Origin of the sequence: Vibrio atlanticus, from assembly GCF_024347315.1 — a bacterium.
Lineage (GTDB): Bacteria > Pseudomonadota > Gammaproteobacteria > Enterobacterales > Vibrionaceae > Vibrio > Vibrio atlanticus.
Genome location: NZ_AP025460.1, coordinates 208,424 through 233,941, shown reverse-complemented (window position 1 = coordinate 233,941; position 25,518 = coordinate 208,424). Strand labels below are relative to the sequence as shown.

The 25,518-nt window shown below is 41.0% G+C and carries 22 protein-coding genes and 6 pseudogenes; 5 read left to right on the top strand and 23 right to left on the bottom strand.

Features of this window, described 5'->3' with window-relative positions; genetic code table 11:
• Positions 1-22: 22 nt before the first annotated feature.
• The 9 genes from OCV30_RS01095 to OCV30_RS01055 all read right to left on the bottom strand — a co-directional run bounded on the left by OCV30_RS01095 (position 23) and on the right by OCV30_RS01055 (position 7,622).
• A complete protein-coding gene (locus OCV30_RS01095) occupies positions 23-634 on the bottom strand; it encodes a hypothetical protein (protein ID WP_065679791.1) in 612 nt (203 codons plus the stop codon).
• A 167-nt stretch (positions 635-801) separates the two neighbouring features.
• On the bottom strand, positions 802-1,467 hold the full coding sequence (locus OCV30_RS01090) for a glutathione S-transferase N-terminal domain-containing protein (RefSeq protein ID WP_065679790.1): 666 nt from the start codon (positions 1,465-1,467) through the stop codon (positions 802-804).
• An 88-nt stretch (positions 1,468-1,555) separates the two neighbouring features.
• Positions 1,556-2,182 carry a LysE family translocator gene (locus OCV30_RS01085; protein WP_065679789.1) on the bottom strand — a complete coding sequence of 209 codons (627 nt, stop codon included), beginning with the start codon at positions 2,180-2,182 and terminating at the stop codon, positions 1,556-1,558.
• A gap of 68 nt (positions 2,183-2,250) precedes the next feature.
• Positions 2,251-3,906: an SgrR family transcriptional regulator gene (locus OCV30_RS01080; RefSeq protein ID WP_065679788.1), complete on the bottom strand. Its 1,656-nt coding sequence runs from the start codon at positions 3,904-3,906 to the stop codon at positions 2,251-2,253.
• 860 nt (positions 3,907-4,766) lie between these two features.
• Entirely contained in the window at positions 4,767-5,207 is a 441-nt protein-coding gene (locus OCV30_RS01075) for a ribonuclease HI (RefSeq protein WP_065679787.1), read from the bottom strand.
• Positions 5,208-5,286: 79 nt separating this feature from the next.
• Positions 5,287-5,475: an AlpA family transcriptional regulator gene (locus OCV30_RS01070; protein ID WP_065679786.1), complete on the bottom strand. Its 189-nt coding sequence runs from the start codon at positions 5,473-5,475 to the stop codon at positions 5,287-5,289.
• 66 nt (positions 5,476-5,541) lie between these two features.
• Positions 5,542-6,141, bottom strand: coding sequence for an inovirus Gp2 family protein (locus OCV30_RS01065; RefSeq protein ID WP_083994625.1), 600 nt, complete (start codon positions 6,139-6,141; stop codon positions 5,542-5,544).
• 60 nt (positions 6,142-6,201) lie between these two features.
• Positions 6,202-6,882, bottom strand: coding sequence for an inovirus Gp2 family protein (locus tag OCV30_RS01060; protein ID WP_065679784.1), 681 nt, complete (start codon positions 6,880-6,882; stop codon positions 6,202-6,204).
• 59 nt (positions 6,883-6,941) lie between these two features.
• Complete coding sequence (locus OCV30_RS01055) at positions 6,942-7,622, bottom strand: inovirus Gp2 family protein (RefSeq protein WP_065679783.1); 681 nt, start codon at positions 7,620-7,622, stop codon at positions 6,942-6,944.
• Positions 7,623-8,156: 534 nt separating this feature from the next.
• Here OCV30_RS01055 and OCV30_RS01050 point away from each other — a divergent pair.
• The gene (locus tag OCV30_RS01050; RefSeq protein ID WP_065679782.1) at positions 8,157-9,026 is read left to right on the top strand and encodes a hypothetical protein; all 870 of its coding nucleotides are present in this window, start codon (positions 8,157-8,159) and stop codon (positions 9,024-9,026) included.
• A gap of 86 nt (positions 9,027-9,112) precedes the next feature.
• Here OCV30_RS01050 and OCV30_RS01045 read toward each other — a convergent pair whose 3' ends face one another.
• The 4 genes from OCV30_RS01045 to OCV30_RS01030 form a co-directional block, all read right to left on the bottom strand.
• On the bottom strand, positions 9,113-10,315 hold the full coding sequence (locus OCV30_RS01045; protein ID WP_083994624.1) for a tyrosine-type recombinase/integrase: 1,203 nt from the start codon (positions 10,313-10,315) through the stop codon (positions 9,113-9,115).
• A gap of 216 nt (positions 10,316-10,531) precedes the next feature.
• Positions 10,532-12,178: a chaperonin GroEL gene (gene groL, locus OCV30_RS01040; protein ID WP_065113252.1), complete on the bottom strand. Its 1,647-nt coding sequence runs from the start codon at positions 12,176-12,178 to the stop codon at positions 10,532-10,534.
• 51 nt (positions 12,179-12,229) lie between these two features.
• Positions 12,230-12,520, bottom strand: a complete 291-nt coding sequence (locus OCV30_RS01035; RefSeq protein ID WP_017097235.1) for a co-chaperone GroES — start codon at positions 12,518-12,520, stop codon at positions 12,230-12,232.
• Positions 12,521-12,702: 182 nt separating this feature from the next.
• Complete coding sequence (locus OCV30_RS01030; protein ID WP_065679781.1) at positions 12,703-13,827, bottom strand: LPS O-antigen chain length determinant protein WzzB; 1,125 nt, start codon at positions 13,825-13,827, stop codon at positions 12,703-12,705.
• A gap of 155 nt (positions 13,828-13,982) precedes the next feature.
• On the opposite strand from OCV30_RS01030, the gene OCV30_RS01025 reads away from it, so the two are divergent.
• The 4 genes and pseudogenes from OCV30_RS01025 to OCV30_RS01010 all read left to right on the top strand — a co-directional run.
• Positions 13,983-15,326: an MATE family efflux transporter gene (locus OCV30_RS01025; protein ID WP_065679780.1), complete on the top strand. Its 1,344-nt coding sequence runs from the start codon at positions 13,983-13,985 to the stop codon at positions 15,324-15,326.
• Positions 15,327-15,407: 81 nt separating this feature from the next.
• Positions 15,408-15,524 (top strand): annotated as a pseudogene (locus OCV30_RS01020) (methylated-DNA--[protein]-cysteine S-methyltransferase); the annotation flags it as partial.
• 90 nt (positions 15,525-15,614) lie between these two features.
• Positions 15,615-16,376, top strand: a complete 762-nt coding sequence (locus tag OCV30_RS01015) for an IS5 family transposase (RefSeq protein WP_102552608.1) — start codon at positions 15,615-15,617, stop codon at positions 16,374-16,376.
• Positions 16,377-16,406: 30 nt separating this feature from the next.
• Positions 16,407-16,781 (top strand): annotated as a pseudogene (locus OCV30_RS01010) (methylated-DNA--[protein]-cysteine S-methyltransferase); the annotation flags it as partial.
• Positions 16,782-17,034: 253 nt separating this feature from the next.
• Here the strand turns inward: OCV30_RS01010 and gpmM are convergent.
• The 10 genes and pseudogenes from gpmM to OCV30_RS00965 all read right to left on the bottom strand — a co-directional run bounded on the left by gpmM (position 17,035) and on the right by OCV30_RS00965 (position 25,494).
• Complete coding sequence (gene gpmM / locus OCV30_RS01005; protein ID WP_065678210.1) at positions 17,035-18,567, bottom strand: 2,3-bisphosphoglycerate-independent phosphoglycerate mutase; 1,533 nt, start codon at positions 18,565-18,567, stop codon at positions 17,035-17,037.
• A 253-nt stretch (positions 18,568-18,820) separates the two neighbouring features.
• Positions 18,821-18,883, bottom strand: a pseudogene (locus OCV30_RS22925) (IS200/IS605 family transposase); the annotation flags it as partial.
• A 23-nt stretch (positions 18,884-18,906) separates the two neighbouring features.
• Positions 18,907-19,068: pseudogene (locus OCV30_RS22920) on the bottom strand (transposase); the annotation flags it as partial.
• 42 nt (positions 19,069-19,110) lie between these two features.
• Positions 19,111-19,263: pseudogene (locus OCV30_RS22915) on the bottom strand (UDP-glucose 6-dehydrogenase); the annotation flags it as partial.
• Positions 19,264-19,363: 100 nt separating this feature from the next.
• Positions 19,364-20,599 (bottom strand): exopolysaccharide biosynthesis polyprenyl glycosylphosphotransferase, encoded by a 1,236-nt coding sequence (locus OCV30_RS00990; protein WP_083994562.1) that lies wholly within the window; start codon positions 20,597-20,599, stop codon positions 19,364-19,366.
• 193 nt (positions 20,600-20,792) lie between these two features.
• Positions 20,793-21,714: pseudogene (locus OCV30_RS00985) on the bottom strand (IS5 family transposase).
• Between the two features lie 199 nt (positions 21,715-21,913).
• Complete coding sequence (locus OCV30_RS00980; protein WP_065678213.1) at positions 21,914-22,915, bottom strand: WaaS/CpsH family glycosyltransferase; 1,002 nt, start codon at positions 22,913-22,915, stop codon at positions 21,914-21,916.
• Positions 22,916-23,008: 93 nt separating this feature from the next.
• Positions 23,009-23,590: an acyltransferase gene (locus tag OCV30_RS00975; RefSeq protein ID WP_065678214.1), complete on the bottom strand. Its 582-nt coding sequence runs from the start codon at positions 23,588-23,590 to the stop codon at positions 23,009-23,011.
• A complete protein-coding gene (locus OCV30_RS00970) occupies positions 23,590-24,414 on the bottom strand; it encodes a glycosyltransferase family 2 protein (RefSeq protein ID WP_065678215.1) in 825 nt (274 codons plus the stop codon). Before OCV30_RS00970 ends, OCV30_RS00975 begins: the two co-directional genes overlap by 1 nt.
• Positions 24,415-25,494 (bottom strand): glycosyltransferase family 4 protein, encoded by a 1,080-nt coding sequence (locus OCV30_RS00965; protein ID WP_065678216.1) that lies wholly within the window; start codon positions 25,492-25,494, stop codon positions 24,415-24,417.
• Positions 25,495-25,518: the final 24 nt, after the last annotated feature.

Here is a 25,518-nt window from a genome sequence, read left to right as displayed (position 1 = left end):
TAAAAATATATACCCTCGCCAGTTAAAATGAGAACTGCAACCCAAGCTCATAGCTCACTTCCGCCTCATCACGCTCTGCATATTCTAAATTTGCAACTAAGCCAAACACTGAGCCGAATTGAAAGACGTTATTCCACTTAAACTCATCTCTTGCTAGATCTAAGAAATCATGCTGATAGGAAACTCCCATCAACCAATGATTAGCTATTTGTTTTCTAACCATCGCTTGACAGTATGTTCCACGCTCGGAATATGGTGAACTGTAATCACTATCAGCACGATAGTTTACTGCTCCACAGGATAAAGAGCTGGCCATTGCCCCTCCCAAACGCCCAATGAGTCCTCCGCCAGCTTGCCAACTATCTACCTCCGAACTAAATCGAGTGAGAAAGTCTGCTTTTCCTTCAACGAATACGTAGTCAAAAACTTGAGCACTGACATCTAAGTATAACCCTCCCATCGTCTTATTCTCTGTATTGTCATACTTATCGTTAAGGTAAGGTTTTAACGCTCCCGACTTAAAACTAGCTCCTTTATAACCAAATCCTATGTGAGAAAAATTATCAACAATCTCACTTGATGCAAAGCTTGAACACGAAACTAACAACATCAGAGGAACAACTTTAGTTATCATAATACGATATCCTGTGGCACTTTTTTGAAATGAAAGTTTATTCTGTACATTGCATATTGACAGCAACATACGGAAATAAACTGTAACCAATCAATATGTAACATCCGATAAATGTAAACGAAAACTATGCGTTGCGTTCACATTTCCATCGTTGTCTTATAGCATGTTTAAATTCCAGTGCTAATCCTATCTAGGCTGTCATACCAATTCAAAACATGGCTAGTCAGCATTTCCTCTGTGAAAGCGTTACTCGTAGACAGCAGCCACTTCAACGTCCCATAGACGATATAGTCTGAATACATGGGCGCATCGCCCGATAAGTATCGTGTCTTAGCTAAATAAGATTCCAGTACTCTCATTTTTTTGAGTAAATCGGCCTTTGCTAACTCTTGGTTGTTGCTTTGTACATTTTCTAAGCTGTCCTGAAAGTGTTTCTCTCTAGAGGAACGAAAGTAGTCTTTATCGCGGTCTTTAAGCTTGCAGTAAATGTCGAAGATGGCAATTTTGGCGATGTCCGAATGTAATGATGCTGCCCACTCATGGAAAAAAAGTGCCATTAAACGCCCTTTTTCACCGCCAAATAATGAAGGTGATTCAGGGTAGTGGGCCTCAAGATAATCAGCGATGTTAAACGAATCAGAGAGCACCGTTTCACCATCTTTGATGGCGGGTAGTGTAGAAAACTGCGCCTTAAACTGAGCCTGAATGTCGATAAAAGAAAGCTCAGTGGTATCAAACGCTATATTTTTGTGTATCAAGCACATTTTCGTTCGCCAACAATAAGGACTGAATTTTAAGCCATCGTCCCCACACAGTTCGTAAAAAGTGATCATAGGTGTCTTACTCCGAGAGTTGCTAAATAGGTGTAATGGTTGTGCTGGGCACAGTATGTTCAATCTTGGTCGCAGTTCTCAGTCGAGATTAAGTGGGTTCTTTAATTGCTAGAATACCTGCGGCTCCCAGCAGTAAAGCACCACTTCCTCTGGTCACAGCGGTAAGAGATAGTCGGCTCGCATCAACAATCCGTCTGGCCGAAAACGCATAAAACATCACTAAACTGAAATCAAGCAACGCCATGGTTGGGCACATCACTAATAGTTGAGGGAATACGGGTAAGTCGGGGTTGATGAATTGCGGGAAAAAAGCCGAGAAGAATAGGATGGCTTTGGGATTGCCAGCCGCGACTAAAAAGCCAGAGTAAAACAACTTTTTGTTTGAGGCCTGTAAATCTGAGTTGTTGAGGTTTAAGTGCTCAACTTGTGCTGGTTTAGCGAGGAGCATTTTTAGCCCCATGTAAACCAAGGTGATCACACCAAAGACTTTGATGACATTAAATGCCACTACCGAACTGGCAAGGATGACACCTAAACCCAAGGCGACTAACACCATTTGAATAAAGTTAGCTGAGATGTCCCCAAGGGCGGTATATAGCACGCGTTTGTGCCCATATCTGAGAGCATGTGCAATACCTAAAAATATGCTAGGCCCTGGTGTCGCGGTAAGAATGAGCGATGCCGCTACAAAACCGAGCCAAAGGTGAAAGTCCATTTTTTATCCTTAATTATCCGTTAAACACTGCAAATCGTATCGCTACAGAGACACTACCATACCAGCGATTACTCCAACCACATATTGACCAGCGACATGACACCCATATTGTTGGTTTCGGTACCATACAAATTGTCTGCGCGAGTGACGATGAAATGATTGCGCCACAGAGGACAATAATAATAGTTCTGGATAAGCCAATCCTCCGCTCGATACAGCTTGTGCAGAAACTCCTCACTGTCGCTGCTTTCCTGCATGAGCATATCAATAAAGGTTAATAGGCTTTGTTTTCCACGTTCAGGCAAACATAGGCTAAACACATTGCCGCAAAGGAGCCATTCGTAATACTGGAGCGTCAGGTCGTCGCCAAATACGTAACAGTCGTAGGAGACATCAACAGCCACATCTTGAGACTGTCCTTGAAGACATACCTGCCAAATAACCCCTTTTTGAGACAACGCATCAAGCAAAGGTTGCAACTCCCTCATATGACTGTCTATCACTTCAATGACCACCGGACGAGCTGGCAGTTTCATGTCGTGATTGAACAAGTGAAATCCCTTATCTTGATGGCAATCCATCACGCTGTTCGCTGTTCTTTTCTGGCTATCAAGTGTAAAGCGTCGACTATGATGAACAAGCCAAGCTCTTTCTTGAGCGGACAAGGCGTTTGCATGATGATGAAACTGAAAAACAGTACACCCACTGCGATCGACTTTTTTTGGCTGAGCGGGTTGAGATTCGCAATAGAGCAGTTCTGCCACGTGCATAGGCGTTTGAGGTTGGGCATCGCTACACCAAAACTCTACTCGTTCAATATGGCCACCAAAGCCAAAATAGTGGTTGTTGCGAACTAAACTCCAATATTGTTTTTCCAGACTTTCGACCCGATATGCTCCACACCCGATAGGTTTTGAAGCCTGATAATCAAAAATTCCACTGTGTGAGTCGGCTAACAGGTGCAGGAAAACGGGGTCAGATTGACGCATAGAGAAAATGACCCACTGCTTATCTATGTCAATACCCTCTACATGACGAAATAGGATTTGATATGGATGCGGAGTCCTAAGGCGCATTTCTATATTTTTTTTGACAAGTTCCGGTGTCAGCGCTTCTCCATTGTGCATCATTATATCATTGCGGATGCGGAGACGGATTTGCTTGTCACTGTAATGAAATTGGTGAGCGATATGAGGCACAATTTCGTTCTGAATAGGGTTATATCGAACTAAGGTATCGAAGACGCTTTCGATCAATAAAATAGAACGAGCGGACTGCGCCAAATGAGGGTGCCATTCAGGCAGCACATAAGGAACTAAATACATTAAAGTATTCTGCTTTTTCAGTTCCTGTTGCGCATCCCTTAACCAGAGTGGTAAGTGATCTTGAAATAGGCGTACTTCGCCAAGCAGAGTTGCTAATCGAAATGCCTGATTCATTCTGCCAGACCGAGCCATTCGCTCTAACTGAGTCAGCAGTGACATCTCAAAACTTTTTAGTAGTGTCAGTTTCGAACGATGACCTCGCCCCTGACCCGAAGCCCAATGGATAAGCCCAAAGTTTTCAAAAGAAGCCATTAGCTTACTCACGTACCTTTCTGAGCAGGCCAGAATTTCAGCAAGGGAGACAATATCAACATCATAAGTTTCATTGCGAGAAAAATGTTTCTCGAGTTGCTTCAAACGCTGCAGATGACTCGTAGATAACAACTGAGAAGCTACCATATCAACCTCAAAATCATGTTCATTAGATACAACGAATCCCTCTGAAATATGACGACTTAACTTAAAGTTGTCCTCTTATAATGCCACAGGACGTGATTAATAAAGGTGGGTAATCTGACCGACTAGGAATCCCACCAAGAAAACTATCCCAGGCAAGCTCGGACGGCTTTGGCTTTGGCTTTGTATTACCGTCATCGTTTGTTCTGGTTCCAGTAAGTAGTGTTTGGCGTTTAAAGTATAGAATGTGTAGTCTAATGGATTCATTGTTTTACTCACTAATAATGGCTCATGTGTTCATTATCAGCGAACAAACCCGAAATAATAACGCTCTCTTTACTATAAACAGTTCACCTTTTAATTAATGAAGTACAGCTCTATTTTTGCTAACTGCCACCAAACAAAATAATTCAACAAGCATGTCGAGGCAAGTTAATCCCAGTCACATGCAATATTAGCAATCGACGCTACATCTTCATCAAAGTAAACGTAAGCAGACTTACAACTATCTTCCATAAGTTAAAGTCGCTTTGACACGTCGACTCAACAAAGCGTAACTTTTCGCTGGTGCTGAGAAAGAGTAAATGTAACGTCTGCGCAGCGGTACGCTAGATTGTAGTGTCCTAATATCGTTCTATTTATAAATCATACAATCCTTATCTACATCATGATCACTATCATCGTCAATGTCGAGCCTGAAAAAACACCCCAATTGCAGCCATTGAATGCTTCATCTTCAGGTATATGTTATCTATAAAAACGCTTAACGCTACCCTAAAGACAAATCACCGTTCCTAGGGATAAAGCAAAAATACGACCGCACAGCCTGCTAGCGGTTTGCCAACAAACTGTGCTCTATCTTCTTACTCGGCTTCTGCCGCTTCAACAGCTAACAAGTCTGCCATGTCATTACCTTTATCACCTGAATGAGCTTTGACCTTAAACACCTCTACGTATTTCTGTGAACGCAATTCGTCGATTTGTTGCCATAGATGACGGTTCTTAACTGGCTTCTTATCTGACTTACGCCAACCTTTATCCTTCCAGTTATCTAACCAACCGTTATAGCCCTTTACACAAAAATCACTGTCTGAGTAGATGACGTCGCCATCCTGTGCATACTCTAGACCTTCGATTAAGGCCATTAGCTCTAATTCTGCATTGGTGGTACTTCGTCTGATAGTGATGCTATCTTGATACTCTAGTTCACCGTGCTCATTAAAGGCTGCAATACCAATCCCACCCTGTGTGCATCCGTGTTGATTGTTCGGTGCCGCGCCATCTACGTAAATTGAATAACTCATTTTATTTCTCTCTCTAATTGAAAAGGGAGCCTTCGTGGGCTCCCTGTTGATGTGGTCAGTATGCTTTCTGCTACTTGGATTATTCTTGGTTCTCTCGCAGTGCTAGACGCTGTTCCATCCATTCTTCGATTTCACTCTCTAGCCACGCTACTGATCTTCCTCCCAATGGAATTGTTTTAGGAAAGACTTCTTCATCCATAAACTTGTAGATAGTTGAACGGCTTAACCCTGTTGCTGCGATTACGTCTTTTAATCTTAAGAATCTCATTGGGAATGCTCCTTGTGTTGTATATACCCATGAGATAAGCCACCGCTGTAAAAAAGTGCGGTGAGGTTAATCCTCGCTAGAGCCAAAACAGTAATGCTCTTCTTGCCATGCCTCAGCTAAACGGCTCATGCGGTGAAATACACTGTTCTTTACTACGCTACTTTTGCTCTTGCAGCGCGTCCCTAAGCCGTAGTTACCTCGGTCGTTAAACAATACCAATGAACGCTCTTTGCCTTCGTAGTGGCTCTGGACGGCCTCTTGCCATGCCTCTTTAAGGTGGTTGGCTAATTGATTACGTTTATCCCAACAGATAGCGGAGCCAAAGTACTGGTTGTAATCAAGCAAGAGTATGACTTGGTAATAGTGTGAGGGGGATTTATCGACTCGTTTGCGCCACGAGTAATAGAGTGAGTCTGTATTGAGTTTCTTTTTAAGCTGGTGGATGTAGTCATTGATGATGGTTAAATCGGTGTCTGGGTGGTCTTTAGGAAGGTATAGCCCCAAATGCATGACTAACGTGAACTCAAACTGCTCTAGTGCCTGTTCAAAGAGGTTGGTCATACTCGTAAGGGCTGATTCATACAGCCCGTGCTCACTGTAGATCACGGGATAATCGTTAAAGGTAGTGGAATGGGTTATTGCTGGTGTATGGGGAGTGTGGGGCATGAGACAGTACCTATGGCTAGTTGAATGACATAAGTACTGCTTGTGGTGTGATTTTTTAGGTTATCGACGACTGCAACCAAAACTCGTACTACGGTTATCATCGTGTTTGGTGGTGGGCTTCGCGAGACGACTAATTCGATAGAAGAACTCGTTTAGCTGTAACGGGAACGTTTCTGTGTCGGAAGAAAACTCAAAGCCTTCATTGTTAGAGGAATACGCTAACCCTGAGCATCGTTGGTTAGAATGAGCTTCCACCACCCTATCCCATGTCTTTCTTACTTTTTTGTAGAGAAAACGCCCCCAACTATCTCGACCTGCTCCTAAGCTTTGGAAGAGCTGTCGATCAAAGAGCAGGATAAGATGATACTGGCTAGTGGAGTCACACTCCTTAGCCCAGATATAGCGGATCACCGTTTGTGGATGTTGATAGGTGTTATTGGTGTATTTGTCCTTACAGAGTTCATTAGTCTCCAATTCTAAAGTATGAAAGAAATGGGCAAACACCGTTAGGTAATCACCCCTGAAGTGACTCGGTAGATTGAGGTGGAGGTGAACAGCAAAGAGTCTCGGATATTGATTTAGTGCTTCAGTCAGTACTTGATCGATATCCTCCAAATACTCAAGGATAAGACCACCCTCGAGGTAGTAGAGTGGCTTTCCATTAAACGTTCGGTCATGAGTGACGGTGAGGTAGTTAGACGCTTCTGAGTGATGTTGAGTGGCATTGAGCTGATTTGGCATTCTAGTTCCTATGGTTTGTTGTTAATCCCACAGGAACTGTCACTACCGTAATTTTTAAGCTACTTGTGACTATGGCCGAAATTCCGTCTGCCGCTACCAAAGTGTTTCGTGTCTTCTTTAGCTAAATAACTAATGTGCTTAAATAGCTCATCAAACGCGTCGTCAAAGTCATCAGAGTTACTGTTCAAGCGATGAATAACCACGCTGTCACTGTTCTTTCTCTTTGAGAAATGTACTAATCCATTTGCCTCTTCATAATCAACACCGACGACTCTCGCCCATGCCTCCACGATAAAGGAGCCTAAATTATCATTTGGTGTTTGAGTTTGTCCCAACCAGTTAAATCTATCCTTATTGAACATGAGTAATAAGTGATAATGATCATTCATTGAGGTAGAGCGCTCTCTAATCCACACATTTCGAACTTTGCAGGGATGAACCCTACCACCCTCTTGTCTTTTTTTTCGCTTGCCAGAGTATGCTATCTGAGACTGTAACGAGCGGATAAAATCTGTGATGACATTACCGCATTCTTCATTGGCTCTTAGCTTTGGAAATCTCAAATCTACACGGATAGCCATGAGGCGAGGATAATCATCTAATGCTCGTTCAATGGTGGCATGCATTTTTTCTAAGTAGTCGAGGTACAGTGGACCGTGTGCAGTCTGGATAGGATGACCAAGAAAGGTTTTCTTAATGGTGAGTCTAAGGTTTTTGTTTTTTCTAGAACGTACATTCATTGCTATCTATTCCTATGTTGAGGTTCATAGATAGGTCGATGCCGTTATTTATAATGGTGTACTGTGAGTCACTTGGTGTGACTCAGGGATATGTGATGATGTAGTCGTGTACTAGGTATGGTAGATGTTTAGTTATTAACGTAATAATACTAACCAGACAGACAATGCAAAAAACCTTTACGTATACATTTCCTGTCCGTATGGAGGAAAAAATACTAGTTAACCATCAACGCCTAGGCACTGAACTGTGGAAAATCGATATCAGCTCACCCACTCTCGAATCCAAGTCAGTCACAAGTTAAATGACAGTTCGTTGAGCTAGTTAATGAAGAGAGAGCTCTCGATAATGCACACTACTTCAACAACAATCCATCACGCCCAAACGACTCAACACATCCTCATTCATTGTCAAAAACCACGGTTCATACATTTTTATTTCTGGAATTCACTCACATAAAAGGTGAAAATAAAAACCTATAATTACCACTAAATCATCGGATTATGGTTATAAGTAAGTTAAGTGAGAGAAATGAAATGACATCGACAGACAAAGAAAAAGCCAATCAATCAGAAGTGTCAGTGGTGAATGAGACACCAATATTAGACCCAAATACAGAAGTGGAAATCATCAATCTAGCTAACCCTTTTGATGTCAGAGGAAAGTGTTATCTTTACCATGAAGAGGAAGGAGAGCTTAAACACATGCTTCTTAGAAAAGATGACAAAAAGAAAACCAGTCTTATAAAAGAGCTTGCTGAAGTTAAAAACGCAGGACAACTTAGTAAGACCCGATTAAGCAAAGAGTACCCATTTTTAGCAAGCCAAAAACAGATTATCTTATTGCCTTACTCTCCAATTTCAAGAAGCCATATTTCGAGTGATACCTATCCAGAAAATAAGATTAATAGAACAAAAATCATCAACACATTTTGGAAAAGCGAGCTAAATCTTAGTTATGATGCTGCGGAAGGATTAATTTTAGTTTGTTCATTTCTAGCCAAGAATGTTGACCGTCATACCCTTGGATTAGGGATAAGCAAAACCAAAATAGCGGTCTCTTTGGGAATGAGTGTTCGGCGTGTATCCGATATTTTAGAGCGACTTAAGGAGCTAGGTTATGTGAATTTTTACAAAGAAAAGGTTAAGCGAGGCAATCTAAGTTTGGGAACTTTCGTACAATTAACACACACTTTTTCGACACAGTTTTTGAAATCCATAGATACCCCCACGAAAAACCAAACGGATACCTCACATAAACCACCAGAAAACACATCTCATGAGCGTCATTTTGAATTTATGGAAAGACTGAATAACCTACGACTCAACTTAAAGAAGTTCATCATAGATAGCAAAGAGCCGATACCACCAGTCGTTTTGGAGCAGGTGTTTAAGGTCTTAGGGTAATGCTCATATTTGAACGTGCAGCATAAACAGTATTATTTTGGGGGGCAAGCTCGATAACATTGCCCCCAACACTGAATCAATCACATCTAGTGCTCATCTGACAAAATATCTAAGTAATCAGCCCATTCCTGCATTAGTTTGATCCTTTCTGACAAGTAAAGTGAGCGATTATACGCCCTTGACGTTGCCGTTCCCGTCAAATGAGCTAACTGTGTTTCGATCACCTCAGAATTCCAGCCTTTCTCATGTAAAATAGTTGAAGCTGTACTTCTAAAACCATGAGCTGACATTACATCTGCGGGGTACCCTAAATCTCGTAAACGATTAGTTAATATATTCTTGCTCATCGACTTATTGCTATCCCTTTGGTTAGGGAAAACAAGAGGCGAATAGCCCGTCACTAATTTAACATTCCTTAACTGATCCACAACTTGTCGTGACATTGGTACAAGATGCTCACGATTACGCTTCATCTCTTCAGCAGGAATTCTGATTAAACAATCTTCAAAATCAATATAGTCCCACTTTAGATTTCTTATTTCAGTCGGTCTTAAAAAGACTCTAGGTATAAGCCTAAGAGCTTCTATCGTACAGTAGTTCCCTGATTGATTCGTATCAATATCTTTAATCAGTTGTCCTAGTTCGCTGGGTTTAACAATTGCAGCTCTATGCTGAACTTTCGGTAACGGCTTCAATATATCTCCAAGCGGCAGACCTTGAGCTGGGTTATTTCGAGTCAATCGATGACCTAATGCATATCCAAATACCCTATTAATAACAGCTAGTATATTCGGAGCTTTTTTTGGGGTACCAGCCGCCTCAATTGCCAACATGAGATCAGTAATATGTCTTGTATCAATCTCATCGAGATGCAGTTTACAAATACTTTTTAAGTCAATGATTATCCATCGCCTAACTCGGGCAGCATGTTCTTCTGACCAAGAGTCCTTTTTTTGATCCCACCACTTCAGAGCTATCGTAGAAAACAGCTTATTTTTATCTTCCCCCTTGCTACGCTTCCTCTCCCTGCGTTCATCCATAGGATTAATGCCGTGAACCAAAGATGCCCTTGCTTCTTCTGCTAATTTCCGCGCCTCGCTTAGGGATACGGAGGGGTACTTTCCTAAAGCCATCTCTTGGTACTTCCCTGAATACCTAAAACGAAACCTCCAAAGCTTAGAGCCATTTATTTTTATCAGTAAAAACAAACCATTACCATCAGATTTCTTAATCTGAGATTTACCTACAGGGCATGAGAAATTCTTAACATCCAGTGCTTTAAGTGCCATTTTAAACTCCTAGGAGGGGTACCAAATGAGGGGTACCATTATATTACACCACTAATTTTACAGTTTCAAAAACTATGATACCCCTCATTAAACCCCTTAAATCCGCAGAAGTCATGAGCTTACATTGGATACTATAGGAACTCAGAACAAAAGAAAGCCCCGTAAACACTTGGCTTGCGGGGCTTTACTGGACTTTACTGGATTAAGGCAGGACGTTTACATCATGCCGCCCATGCCACCCATACCGCCCATGCCACCCATATCAGGCATTGCAGGGCCAGAATCTTGAGGCTTGTCAGTGATCATCGCTTCTGTTGTGATCATAAGACCAGCAACGGATGCTGCGAACTGAAGTGCGCTGCGAGTTACCTTAGTTGGATCTAGGATACCCATTGCAATCATGTCGCCGTATTCGCCAGTAGCCGCGTTGTAACCGTAGTTACCTTCGCCAGCACGAACATTGTTAGCAACAACAGACTCTTCATCACCTGCGTTCTTAGTGATTTGACGAATAGGCGCTTCCATTGCACGTAGTGCAACACGGATACCTACGTTTTGCTCTTCGTTGTCGCCTTCAAGGCCAGCAACTTTAGATGCAGCGCGGATAAGTGCAACACCACCACCAGCAACCACACCTTCTTCAACAGCCGCACGAGTTGCGTGAAGTGCATCTTCAACGCGGTCTTTCTTCTCTTTCATCTCAACTTCAGTCGCAGCGCCTACTTTGATTACTGCAACACCGCCAGCTAGCTTAGCTACGCGCTCTTGAAGTTTTTCTTTATCGTAGTCAGACGTTGCATCTTCGATTTGTTGACGAATTTGAGAAACACGACCTTTGATCATCACTTCATCGCCCGCACCATCAATGATGGTTGAGTTTTCTTTAGTGATCGTAATGCGCTTAGCTTGACCTAGGTCTTCTAGCGTTACTTTTTCAAGGTCTAGGCCGATCTCTTCAGAGATAACCGTGCCGCCCGTTAGGATAGCGATGTCTTGAAGCATAGATTTACGACGGTCGCCGAAACCAGGTGCTTTAACAGCAGCCACTTTAACGATGCCACGCATGTTGTTCACAACAAGAGTTGCTAGCGCTTCGCCTTCTACATCTTCAGCAATGATAAGAAGTGGACGAGATGCCTTAGCAACTGCTTCTAGAGTCGGAAGAAGTTCACGGATGTTCGACACTTTCTTGTCGATAAGAAGAATGAATGGGCTTTCTAGATCAACAGAACCTGCTTCTTGGTTGTTGATGAAGTAAGGAGACAGGTAACCGCGGTCGAACTGCATACCTTCAACAACGTCTAGCTCGTCTTGCAGAGCCTGACCTTCTTCAACCGTGATTACACCATCACGACCTACTTTCTCCATCGCTTCAGCAATGATGTTACCTACTGTCGAATCAGAGTTCGCAGAGATAGTACCTACTTGCGCGATAGCTTTCGTGTCTGAACAAGGAACAGAAAGGTTCTTCAGCTCTTCAACAGCCGCGATAACCGCTTTGTCGATGCCGCGCTTAAGATCCATTGGGTTCATGCCAGCAGCAACCGCTTTTAGGCCTTCAGCGATAATAGACTGAGCCAATACTGTTGCTGTTGTTGTTCCGTCGCCCGCCGCGTCATTCGCTTGCGAAGCCACTTCTTTAACCATTTGTGCGCCCATGTTTTGGAACTTGTCTTCAAGTTCGATTTCACGTGCAACTGAAACACCATCTTTAGTGATAGTCGGTGCGCCAAATGATTTGTCTAGAACAACGTTACGGCCTTTAGGACCTAGTGTTACTTTTACTGCGTCAGCCAGAACGTTTACACCTTCTAGCATTTTAATACGTGCGTCGTTACCAAATTTAACGTCTTTAGCAGCCATCTTAATTTCCTTTAAATTCTTTGTTCAATCAGTTCAATTTTATGGGTCGGATTACTCAACGATCGCCATGATATTGAACTCAGACATTATCAGTACTTCTTTGCCATCGATCTTTTCCGCTCTAGTACCGCGGTCTTCTGCAAAGATAACTGTGTCGCCAACTTTAACGTCCAATGGTTGTAGTGAGCCGTTTTCTAGAATGCGGCCTTTGCCAACAGCTAGAATTGTACCGCGAGTTGATTTTTCAGCGGCAGAACCAGTTAGAACGATGCCACCAGCAGATTTAGATTCAACTTCTTGGCGCTCAACGATAACTCGGTCGTGTAGAGGACGGATATTCATCGGTCAGATCTCCTGATAATTTCCATTTAATTTGATAGTTGCCACGATTGGCATGGGGTTAAAGAGTATGTTGGGGCGATGTGGAAGAACCCAAGGGGGGAGATGGACTTTTTGTGAGGAAACTCAAACAACAATAAACGTAGAAAGAAAAATGGCTAGTGATAACACTAGCCATTTAAAATTTAATCTTCTTTTCTAAACGCAAAGCGTATTAGAACAATCGCAACCCCAAGCATACCGCCTAACAATGTACCAAGAACAACGATCAAAGCGCGTTTAGGTTTATCACGAGTGGTTGGCGGTTCAACATCACTTAGGTAACGAAATGCGTGAAAATCAACAGTTCGATCGATTTGAATGCCGTCAAACACGGCTAGCTGAGCTGTTATTTGTTGGAGGCGAGGCTCTAAAGCCGTTAGACTTTTTACAGACTCCAAAATCTTGATTTTTTCTTGCAAAGCTTTTGAGCCAAGTTCAATTGCATAAAAATCTCTTGCGTTACCACTTAAAAGAGGGGTATCTACACCGGCTGCTTTGGCAATTTTCAAGGCAGACTGCGCGCGCTCGATTTCAGCAAGCAACTTGTTTCTAGCATTATTTTCAAGAACCATTTTTTGCTGGATCAGCTCGTTACGCTCACCAAAAACGAGTGCTTCAAGATGATCAAATACATCTTCACGAACTTGAAGCTCAGTGAAAGCAATATAAGAGCTTAATAAATCAAAGCTGCTTTCTTTTGTTGTGGATTGAAAACTCAGAACATATGGTGCATTTTTGTCCTTCTTATCTGCCTGTGACGCAGAGATCCTTTCTAACCACGCTATATAAAACTTACGTTCAGCATCTTCAGTTATTTCAGAAGCATTCGCAAAGAGATTATCTTTAATATTTTTAAGTTCAGCACTTTGCTCTAAAAAAGCTTGTTTATTATTTCTTGAATTAAATAAATCAACAAACCGTTGAAATATGACCTGAGAATTAACTAAATAATCTAGCTCTGCACTACCAGAGGTTGAACCATTTTCTTGATAAATAGAGAAAGCAGGTTGAAATTGTTTCACCTGCTGCTGATACAGCATTCTATCTTGAAGTTCAGATTTTGTGACTTTAGCCTCAGAAGTCCACCACTCTTGAGCTAGCAAAGCAAAACCAATAGCACTGGCCGTAAATAAAGCCGTAACCAAAATAATTATGAACTTACCATTCCACAAAGCCTTAAAAAGCTCTCTAAGATCGATCTCATCATTTGGAGTATACATCGGTGGATTTTGTTGGGAATAAGGCTGTGGTTGGGTGTGCTGCTTCACTGTAAATCTCTCAAACATCTAAATTGATAACGGTAGAATCGTATCACACCGCATAACGTTAGTATTGTGTGATTTGTAAACTTTATGAAAGCGATCTTCAGACTATTCACAATTCACTGTATTCTACCCGCATTCTAGTTCAATCGGCGTTTTACATGCAAGATAAGTACGGGCTATTAACCGCCCCAATTGAGAGTACATTGCGTACCATGACCATACCGACCATATTCGGTATGGTGTCGATCTTAATGTTTAACCTCGTCGATACTTTCTTTATCTCATTGCTCGGCACTCAAGCCTTAGCAGCAGTGAGCTTTACCTTCCCTATCACCTTTGCGATTAACTGCATCACCATGGGTATAGGCATTGGCTTATCGACGTGTATAGGGCGGTTACTTGGCCAAGGCTGCGCACAAAATGCGGCAAGGTTTACCTGTCACGGCTTATTGTTGGCTCTGCTTCTTGTAGGCTGCGCTTCTACGCTAGGTACTCTCTCCTTAGAACCACTGTTTACCCTATTAGGGGCAAAGCAAGAGCTACTGCCGCTGATATCGGAATACATGTCAGTGTGGTATTTAGCGATACCGCTGCTTGTGATTCCAATGGCAGGTAACAGTGCTATTCGTGCCAGTGGCGATACAAAGACGCCCGCTAAAATCATGATGCTAGCAGGGTTAATCAACGGCGTTCTCGACCCTCTGCTTATTTTTGGTTATGGCCCCTTCCCTGAATTAGGAATTCAAGGTGCTGCGATTGCCAGTGGTTTCAGTTGGTTTGGTGCGTTATGTGGCTCACTGTATGGATTAACCATACGAGGAAAGCTACTTGCTCCGCCTAAGCTAAAAAACCTCATCGATGACTGGAAACAGATCTTAACCATTGGCACACCCGCCGCCCTTTCCAATGCCCTCAACCCACTTGCTGGTGCCATCATTATGATGATGCTAGCCAAACAAGGAACAGAAGCTGTGGCAGCTTATGGTGCTGCCCAGCGTATTGAGTCAATGTTGATCATCGTGTTGATGTCTTTAACCTCTGCTCTCACGCCTTTTATGGCGCAAAACTTTGGCGCTGATAATCCTCAGCGTAGTTTCAAAGCTCTGTTTTTAAGCATGCGCTTTGCCGTAATGTTCCAAGGGTTAATTTTCTTAATGATGGTGCCATTGAGCATCCCTTTAGCTGCCCTATTTTCTCAAGAAGAATCCGTACGAGGCATCTTGTGGCACTACCTATTAGTTGTGCCGTTTAGCTATGGATTCCAAGGGATTGTAATGATGCTGATCAGCGCGATGAATGCCATGCATCAACCACTCAAAGCCTTTCAGTGGAGCTTCATGCGACTGTTTGTATTCACATTGCCATTCGCTTGGATCGGCAGCCAGATTGATGGCGTCGAAGGGTTGTTTATCGGCTTAGCATTGGGGAACATCATGGGTGGCATTTCAGGGTATTTGTTTGCGCTTAGTATAAGGGTTGAAGCAGATGCGGGATGCAAGTAAACGGGACTCGAAGATCCTAAAAATCAGATGCGAGATTCGAAGAGCTTGAGAGCAGAAAAAGACTAGAAGAAGAGCGATGACATGAAAGACACCACTTACAAAATGTTCTATGACGCACCGATTGGCAAGATGATCATTGTTAGTAATGGTGTGTCGCTTATTGAAATTGACCATGTAAATCATGAAGAGCTAATGACTAGGGCGTGTTGATCTTTCGTGAGTGTTTTTTGAACAGCATGGTAAAGAGTTATAATTTGCTTCGCCAAAAGTAAAACCATAACCAATACCATGCCAAGAACAATGCTAACTGATATTCGCTGGGAACTGCTACTCCAAGTTATGAAAAGTACAGGTCGTATTTACGATAAAACTGAACATCGAATGACATTTGAAGGAATACTTTATCGAATGAGAACAGGTATTCCTTGGCGAGATCTACCCTCTGAGTTCGGAGAGTGGAGTACCGTTTACAGACGATTTAATCTTTGGTCAAAGAAAGGGATTTTAGATAAACTTTTCAAAAGCTTATCTAGCATGGCTGATTTTGAATGGGTCTTTCTTGATGGCTCTATAGTTCGAGCGCATCAGCATAGTACAGGTGCAGCTACTGAAAGCTCAGAGCAAATAGGAAAAAGTCGCGGGGGCAACTCAACCAAAATTCACTTAGCCGTAGATAGTGGTGGTCTGCCGATTTGCTTTGATTTATCAGAAGGACAACGCCACGATATAGTGCATGCCGAAAGCTTAGTTGAACAACTCGATGAAGTTAATACTATCGTTTGTGATAAAGGATATGACAGCGAACCTTTCCGTACTTTTGTTAAGGAACGTGGCGGAGAAACGGTAATTGCTAAACGCAATTACGGACAAGATATAGACAAAGACAGTATGGATTGGTGTCTATACAAGTATCGTCACTTGGTCGAAAATGCCTTTGGGAGAATTAAGCATTATCGAGCTATTTCAAGTAGATATGACAAGCTAGAAAGGAATTATGCCAGCATGTTATCGCTGGCATTCATGTTAATGTGGCTACCGATGTATTGTTGAACACAAAATGTACAGCAAAGATCAACACGCCCTAGTAATCCAGATGAGCTTTGCCAACTGGCGACGGAACAGTTAGATGAGTACTTTGCAGGTCAACGAACAGAATTCGATTTGCCATTAAGAGCGATAAAAGGCACTGATTTTCAAAAAGCAGCTTGGAAGGCTTTAACAACCATTCCTTATGGAGGAACTATCAGCTACGGCGAACAAGCGAAAAGAATGGATAACCCAAAAGCTGTAAGAGCGGTGGGTGGTGCAAATGGCAAGAGCCCATTTAGTATTGTTGTACCCTGCCATCGAGTGATTGGGGCGAACGGTAGATTAACGGGCTACACCGGCGGCATGAACCGCAAAGAATGGTTGTTGGATTTTGAGCATTCGGTTCTGACTCAAGCTAGCAAATAACTCTCTGTCATTCCCTACAGCGAGGGACGAGCGTGATAGGGAATCTCTCTTTATGTAGAACACCGGATATGACAAGTAATACGTGGCATGAGATTCCAGATATTTCGTTCCTCAATTCTGGAATGACGGGATAAGAAGGTAACGAGTAAACGAGAATCTATTCCTCAAACTTCAGATACAAAAAAACGGCTACACTTACGCGCAGCCGTTCTAGTATTCGATGAAAGTTAAAACTATTTATCTAAAACAGTAACTACTTAACGATCACGTCACCTGACATTTCTGCTGGGATATCAATACCAGACAGAGAAAGCATCGTTGGTGCAAGGTCAGACAGTTTACCGCCTTCTTTGAACTCAACGTCTTTGCTGCCTACGTAGATAAGTGGCACTGGTAAGTTAGTGTGTGCAGTGTGGATGCCGCCCGTTTCTGGGTTTACCATCATTTCCGCGTTACCGTGATCTGCGGTGATAAGCAGTTGACCGTCTGCTTCTTTAATTGCTTCAACCACTTTACCCAGACATTCGTCTAGCGACTCTACCGCTTTAACCGCTGCATCATAAACGCCAGTGTGACCAACCATGTCACAGTTAGGGAAGTTACAAACGATAGCGTCGTATTTGCCGCCTTTGATTGCTACAACAAGCTTTTCAGTTAGCTCTGGTGCGCTCATTTCTGGCTGTAGGTCGTAAGTCGCCACTTTTGGAGAAGCTACAAGCTGACGCTCTTCACCTTCAAATTCGTCTTCTTTACCGCCGTTGAAGAAGAACGTCACGTGTGCGTATTTCTCTGTTTCAGAGATACGTAGCTGCGTTTTGCCTTCTTTCGATAGCCATTCACCGTAAGTGTTCTCTAGAGAAGCCGGTGGGAATGCACAAAACAGTGGGATGTCTGCCGCGTATTGAGTCAGCATCACAAAATCGATTGCTGGGAATACGCTACGCTCAAAACCGTCGAAGTTAGGTACGAATGCACGAGTAATTTCACGTGCACGGTCAGCACGGTAGTTCATGAAGATAACCGCATCGCCATCAACGATAGCGGCAGATTTTTCGCCTTCCGCTTTGATTTCAGTCGCCTTCACAAACTCATCGTTTTCGTCACGAGCGTAAGCCGCTTCTAGGCCAGCAACCGCCGTATCGAATGTGAATTCCGCTTTTGCTTGAGTAAGCAGGTCGTAAGACTCTTGAACGCGATCCCAGTTGTTATCACGGTCCATTGCGTAGTAACGACCAATAAGCGAAGCCACACGGCCTTTGCCTAGTTTAGCGAATAGCGTTTGGAAGCGAGCTAGTGTGTTTTCAGCGCTACGTGGCGGCGTATCACGACCGTCTAGGAATGCGTGTAGGTAGATTTTCTCTGCGCCACGTTCTGCTGCCATTTCAACGGCTGCGTAGATGTGATCTTCATGAGAGTGAACGCCACCTGGAGACATAAGACCGATGATGTGCACTGCTTTGTCTGCTTTAACCGCTTTATCAACTGCATTCACTAGCGCTTCTGTTTGACCGAATTCGCCGTCTGCGATTGATTTAGTAATACGTGTTAAATCTTGGTATACCACACGACCCGCACCGATGTTGGTGTGACCCACTTCAGAGTTACCCATTTGACCATCCGGCAGGCCTACATCTAAGCCAGAAGCAGAGATTAGCGTGTTAGGTTGGTTAGCAATAAGACCGTCTAATACTGGTGTATTAGCGTTCGCGATAGCGTTGTCTTGGTTGTCTTCACGGTAACCGTAACCGTCAAGGATCACTAAAGCCATAGGCTTCTTAGCTGACATAGAACTGACCTCGTTAAATTTACATAAAGTGATATAAAAACAAATTAGCGTAATTTTACTACAGTTTATAGGCAAAGCAGTAGTGGAAGATCAAGAAAGCTGTTTTTCTTTATAGGCCCAGGAAGGGGCTTCCGCGCTATCCGTTATTCCATAATTGCTGCTATTTCTCATACTCTATGTCTGTTTATCTTCACACCATACATATCGTCGAATAATTCACACCCATCGTATCGACAAAATACCCTCTAGCTCAAAAATGATTTCCCCATAGCTTCTTGCGTATATTCGGGAATTTACTAAAAAGCCTGATTGCTGTTCACCTCTTTAACACCTCGCAATCACCACTCTCAATGGCATAAGAAAAACTCGTTTCACCATGAGTACCGTCGCGATAGCTAGATCACTGAATCTACATAGCCTCCCGCGCTTATTCTGTTAGCTTTGCGTCCACTCTCTTATCGCCTCTTCATCAACACAAAGGGCCAGAGAACCACGGTTCATGAATAATTCATTGTTTCGTTCCACTGAATTATGCAACAAAGCTATCTCTACATATGAAATTGGTGATTGCTTGTTGTTAGTCTTCTCAACCTTTTCAGCCATAACATCAACAGCAATCACTTCATTATGCTATGCGAGCAACACTGCATTTGATAGGCTAACATAACCGGTACCTGCAATGGCAATTTTCCTTATTATTTAACCTATAAGGAAAAGTTATCTTAGAGGGTTATAAAGTAAGAAAGGCAAGGCTCGAAGACCAATTCCTCATTCCAGCGAAGCATTTTTCAAGATCTTATTTAGCTCCAAACCCTGTGAGCATAGTTCTAATTGTTTTAAACACAATATTTGCATCTAACCAAAATGAGATATGTTTAATATAATAAAGATCGTACGAAAGTTTCACTCGAGTTGAATCAGTATCATCCGCATAACCTTGAACTGTTTGAGCCCAACCAGTAATTCCCGGCTTCACCATATGACGATAACCATAAAAAGGGATATCAGCTTCAAACTGCTTAACAAAAGACTCCTGCTCAGGGCGAGGGCCAATTAATGCCATTTCACCTTTTAACACATTAAAGAACTGAGGAAGTTCATCGATTCGTACTTTACGGATAACTTTACCTACTCTAGTGATACGCGCTTGTTCTTCAGTTGCAAACTTATCCTCTGCATTTTTTTGTTTTACTGTCATGCTGCGGAATTTATATATATTAAAAACCTTCCCCCCTTGACCTACACGCTCTTGTATAAACATTGCAGGCCCAGGGTTTTCTAGTTTAATCCATAAAGCTGTAACTAGCATAATTGGCAATGTTATTGGTAAAGTAACTAAAATTAACAATGATTCCCAAAAACGTTTAAAAATATGATAAAGAGGATTTGGTTGAAGGGTACCAATTGTGTTTTCAGATAAATGCTTTACCTGAACTCGACCATGGATCATTTCACGAATGCTTTCTATGTGAAATACTGGAATATTATTGATACTACAATCCGCAATGAATTTCTCTTGATCCGCTGTTAATTCTCCATGCAAATCAGCAACCAAACCACTGCTAATATCTGCCATATTATAAGGCTCTGAGAGGTACGTTAATTCAATATTTTTATGGCTTTTGATATTTTCAGATTTAAAGTTGCCAATAGCACTAAGGTACAGTTTTTTATGGGGGCCCCGAAGAATAGCACTCACGTAAAACCAAATAAAACTGATTATAAATCCGATTGATATCACATAACGAGAATAATCAATTCTAAACATTAAAATCAAAATAAAAGCCAAAGTATAAACAGATACTGTTACTGGAAAAATGTAATACTTTCGCTCAACAAGTAAGTATTTAGATATTAGAGGTAATAAGTTTGCAATTATAAGATAACAAACGCCTACCAGCCAAAATGAATTACTTACTGTATTTGATGAAGCAATTGATTGAGATACGATGTGAAGTCCGCTTAAAGTAATAAACAGTCCGACACTATGGCTTACGTATGAACTAGATAACAGCTTGTCAATTAATTTCATTATTTACAACTTCATGTGTTAATTTTCGTTTATGTAATAGAAGACAACTCACTTTCTATCATTTATATTTAAAATCTGGGTTCCAACTAATTTAGCTGAATTTTTTATTTATGGAAAATCAAATACTAGCTCCTATAAATAGCTTTGTGCGTAATTAAATTTAAAGATAGAACCGACCTATTTCGTTTGTTTCTTAGTCGATACGACAAGTTTCAGGTACGCCTAACCCTGTGAGCTAGTCCAACACTTTATTATCGCGTAAGTTACCCACCAGATCATTAAACTTCTTAAGCTCAGCTCAATCGTCCTCCTAGCAACTGTTTAACTCGATACATCGCTGTTTCTGACAATGAACGTTTGTGGTATCCATACCGCTCTTTCCAATACTTATTTGAGCCGTATAGCTTCTGGCAACCCACGGCGAGATTTCGAGGGTGACCACGCTCCCAGAAGGCGGCCCCTTCTCGTGGGGGAATAAGCGCAACGGCTCGCTTAATCTTAATAGCAGCGTGACACGCTCTTGTGTCGTAAGCGCCATCACCAGACACTTCAAGGATACTTCGGCGTGTTTGTTTCAGTAAGTTCGGGAGTACTTCTCCATCTGTAACCGTCGATAAACTTAGCTCGGCTGCAATAATTTCATGAGTGCTTGTATCGACGGCAATATGAAGCTTTCGCCAGACTCTCCGCTTGCCATCCGTCCCGTGTTTTTTGACTTTCCATTCACCTTCGCCATAAACCTTAAGGCCAGTTGCATCGATGGCTAGGTGTTGTATCGCTCCTCTCGTTTTAGTCTTAAATGAGACCTCAACTTGTTTGGCTCTACGACTGATGCAGGTGTAATGCGGACAACTTAACGGTACATGGGCTAACCTAAATATCGAGTCGATAAATCCTTGCAGCGCTCTCAGTGGCATAGAAAAAACTCGCTTTACCATGAGCGCTGTCGTGATAGCTAAATCACTGAACCGACGTGGCCTCCCGAGCTTATTCTGTTTGCTTTGCGCCCAACCGCTTATTGCCTCTTCATCAATCCAAAAAGTCAGAGAGCCACGGTTAATGAGTGATTGGTTGTATTGCTTCCAGTTGGTTGTTTTGTAACGAGGTTTAGGCATAGGGCTACGAGAGAGAGTGGACGTAACTGATCAGATCGTAGGTTCTTAATTTAGTTCCATTGAATTACGCAACAATGCCGCTACGAGAGGGAGTGGACGTAACTGTTCAGATCGCTGGTTCTTGATTTAGTTCCTCGGAATTACGCAACAAAACCACTTTTAGCCTAATGGCCAGTTAGGTGCAGATTCACTACAAGCTTCAGCTTATATTCAAAACAGAATAAATCCAACTACGTAGTGAATAATTGGAACGGCATTCGCTACTAAGAGGCGCATATTTCATACTAATAAAATCATCTGGAATTTGAGGATTAACCCTATCAATCACCAAAATATTTCTTTCATCAAAAAAATCATAACTTCTAACATCGCAGTTAGTCGTTATAAGTTTCTTTTCTAAGCCCAACGTTTCTAACGAGCGCATCGTCAACCCCTTTTGTGCAGGGTGTTGAATATCGATTACTACGTTAGACTGTAAAAAAATAGTCTTTACTTCACTTTTTGACATAGCCTTGAAAGAAACCTCGGAATAAGATATAAAATCATACTCTTTAGTAAAGAGCTTTTTTAGGATAAATAACAACTTACTCGGGCAATAGTAAAAACTAAATGTTTTAACGCCTAGCTCTTCGAACTGCTTAACAATCTGTTTAACTAATTTAACTCTATCACTATGCACTGTGCCAACAAAAGCTACAGAGTAAATCTGTTCGTGACTTAATTCATTATCACAAGCGTTGAAGTCATTATTAAAAAATAGAGGTAGAAATTCAATGTTGGTGTTGATTGTTTTATCACCTGGATCGAATGAGATAACATTATCAAAAAATGGCAATAATTTTTTTGCATTTTCTTTATTAGCAAACGAGTCCCACATGTATAAAATAGAAATAATATTCGGGTTAATAGCTTTGAGTTCGCTAACAAAACTGGTTCCTAGCGTTTCTGGTGATATAACAAGTAAAAAATCATAATTTTTTTCAACACTTTGCTTTAATATGTTTTCAAAGTAATTTCTAATATAGCGTCGCATAATAAACTTAAAATCTAGCCTATTTATTATCTTAGCAATGGAAGACTTAAAAGGCCTTTCGTCAAAATAGTCGACCTCGACACCTAACGCAATCATTTCTTGAACAATATCACTCTCGTAGCCGAAGAAAGAAGGAGCTATCAGTAAAACTTTTTTATTCTTTATCATAAGGTAAATATCACATGTGACATGTTCATAATTAATAGAAACTTTCGAAAAAATATTATTATAAATAAGTATTAAGTTTGGAATAAACTAAGATCAAGGATTTAAAAACTCTCCTTTAGAATTCGTCCGTTCCCATAAACCATTATCGACATCATATCGTTTTACAATTTTAGCCGGACTGCCGACTATCACACAATAATCAGGAAATTCGCCACGAACGACTGAGTTAGCACCTACAATGCAGTGTTTACCGAGAGATGTACCTGCTTGTATTATTGCTCCAAACCCTATAAAGCACCCTTCTCCAATAGAGGTCGCACTAATGAGGTTAGGTTGTTCAAGAACTGCCAACTCTATGTTCTTGTAGTCATGATCTATATTAGTTACAACTACATTCCCGGAGATGACCGTATCGGAACCTATATTCAACTCACCACCGGATGTAGCATGAAAACCTTGACCTATAGAAACATTATCATCAATATTTATATAAGCATTCTCACCATGCACTTCCATTCTTGCATTAGGAAATATCCTAACCCTCTGACCTATTCGAAAACTTTTTATACCAAGTAAAAATATAGGCTTCCCTAAATAACCCGGAAACTTTATATTTTTATAAAAAACAGATAAAACAAACAACCTAAAAGCCCAAAAAAACTTAGAATATACCATCAAAAAAAACCTTTAGACTTAGCTTTCATCCTACGATTGTAAGAAGAAATAAATAATCTTCTAACATATTTTATATAACAAAAAAATTTCAAGAAAAAATAAAAAGGTCCACTAATTATTTTGCTTTTAAACAACTTTAAGAGAGTATACTGAACGCCTTTTTCCATAGCCAATAAATTAGCAGATAGGCCAGATTCACCAAAATTATGTTTTTCACCACCTGTTACGACTAATGACTCTGGCATATAGTAAAAATCATATTCAAAACAAATTCTGATCCATAAATCCCCATCTTCAGAGTGAGTCATAGTTTCATCATAACCACCAACTCTATCTAAAACAGATTTTTTTACCATTGCAGTAGAAGTTTGCGGAAACATCTTAATCAACAATTCTTTATAACAAGCCTTATGTAATTTAGTGATTTTCTTACCGTAAAGACTTAGGATTTCATCATTCCTAGCACAACCGATAAAGTCTATGTTAAATCCTGAATTATTGATGATGTATATCTGCTCAGATAATTTATTATTAGCCCAAACATCATCTGAATCTATGAAAGCAACCCAATCATATTTAGCTTTTCTTATGCCTAAGTTCCGCGAACTTGAAACCCCACCGTTTTTTTTATATATATAAGTTATATCCATATGTTTATTTTCACAAATAAACTGTGTTATTAATTTTTCCGTATCATCAGACGAACCGTCATTTATAATTATCAACTCTACTTTAGCATCATATATATCTTGATTTTTCACGGATACTAATGTGTCTAAAATTGTTTCCGAAGCGTTATACGCTGGTACGATGATAGAGATCATTTAGAATAAACCCTTAAACTTTGATAGAATGTTACTTTGATTCCAAACACTTGCTTTGGAAAATCCATGGAGAGACATTTTTTCTCTCAATGATTTGTCACGCATTATAGAATATAGTTTAATTTTGAAACCTTCAAAATCATTCAAGTCAACGAGTATCCCATCAAGATTATCGTCAATTATATCCCGCGGACCAGAAGGACAATCAAAACTCACTACAGGTAACCCAAAAGACAAAGCCTCTAGGACAACCATTCCAAAACCTTCGCTACTTGATGTCAATACAAAAATAGAAGCATCCAAATAAATTGTATCAATATCTTTCCTTGGAGGAACTAACTTAACGGAGTTAGATAAATCCAGTTCTTCAACAAGAGCAATAATCTCACCTTCCAACTCCCCAGAACCAACAAGAACCAACTCCCACTCGCTTACGTCATCTTTTTCCTTTATTAACTCGGACCACATTCTAATTAAAGCTAACTGCTGTTTATCTGCCGTATATCTTCCGACATTAACTATCTTTTTTACATCATTATTACTAATAGAGTAAGGTAATGCAGGCCGAAGATGAGGGATATAAACCGCTGGATACCCTCTATTTATATAATAAGAAAAATCAGTTTTTGTTGGAATCATATATGAATGAGCAAATTTATACCCAACCTTAAGGGCCATATAGATGATATTATAGTTAACTCTTGCCCCATGCTCAGATGCAATAATTTTTTTGTTGCATCTACCTGTTAGTAAGCACTCCCAAAAAGACACTGGAGTCGTGACATAAATATAGTCAAAATCGCATCTCTCAAATAGCTTCCTTAACTTATATGCCGAGACGAACAAATTCCCTAACAAGCCCAAAGCTCTCGAAACTCTAGACTTCATATTTAAGTCTAGAGCGCAATTTAAACTTAATACTTCAATCCTTCTATCTAATTGATAAAAGGATTCCCCTGTGTCTTTAACAAGTAAAGTTACTGCATAATTGTTACATAACTCATTAGCTAAAGTAGAGACTACTCGCTCAATACCTCCAGCGGGCTTCATACTACTAATGTACAAAATTATTTTTTTCATTATCATTACTATTTATAAAATCAA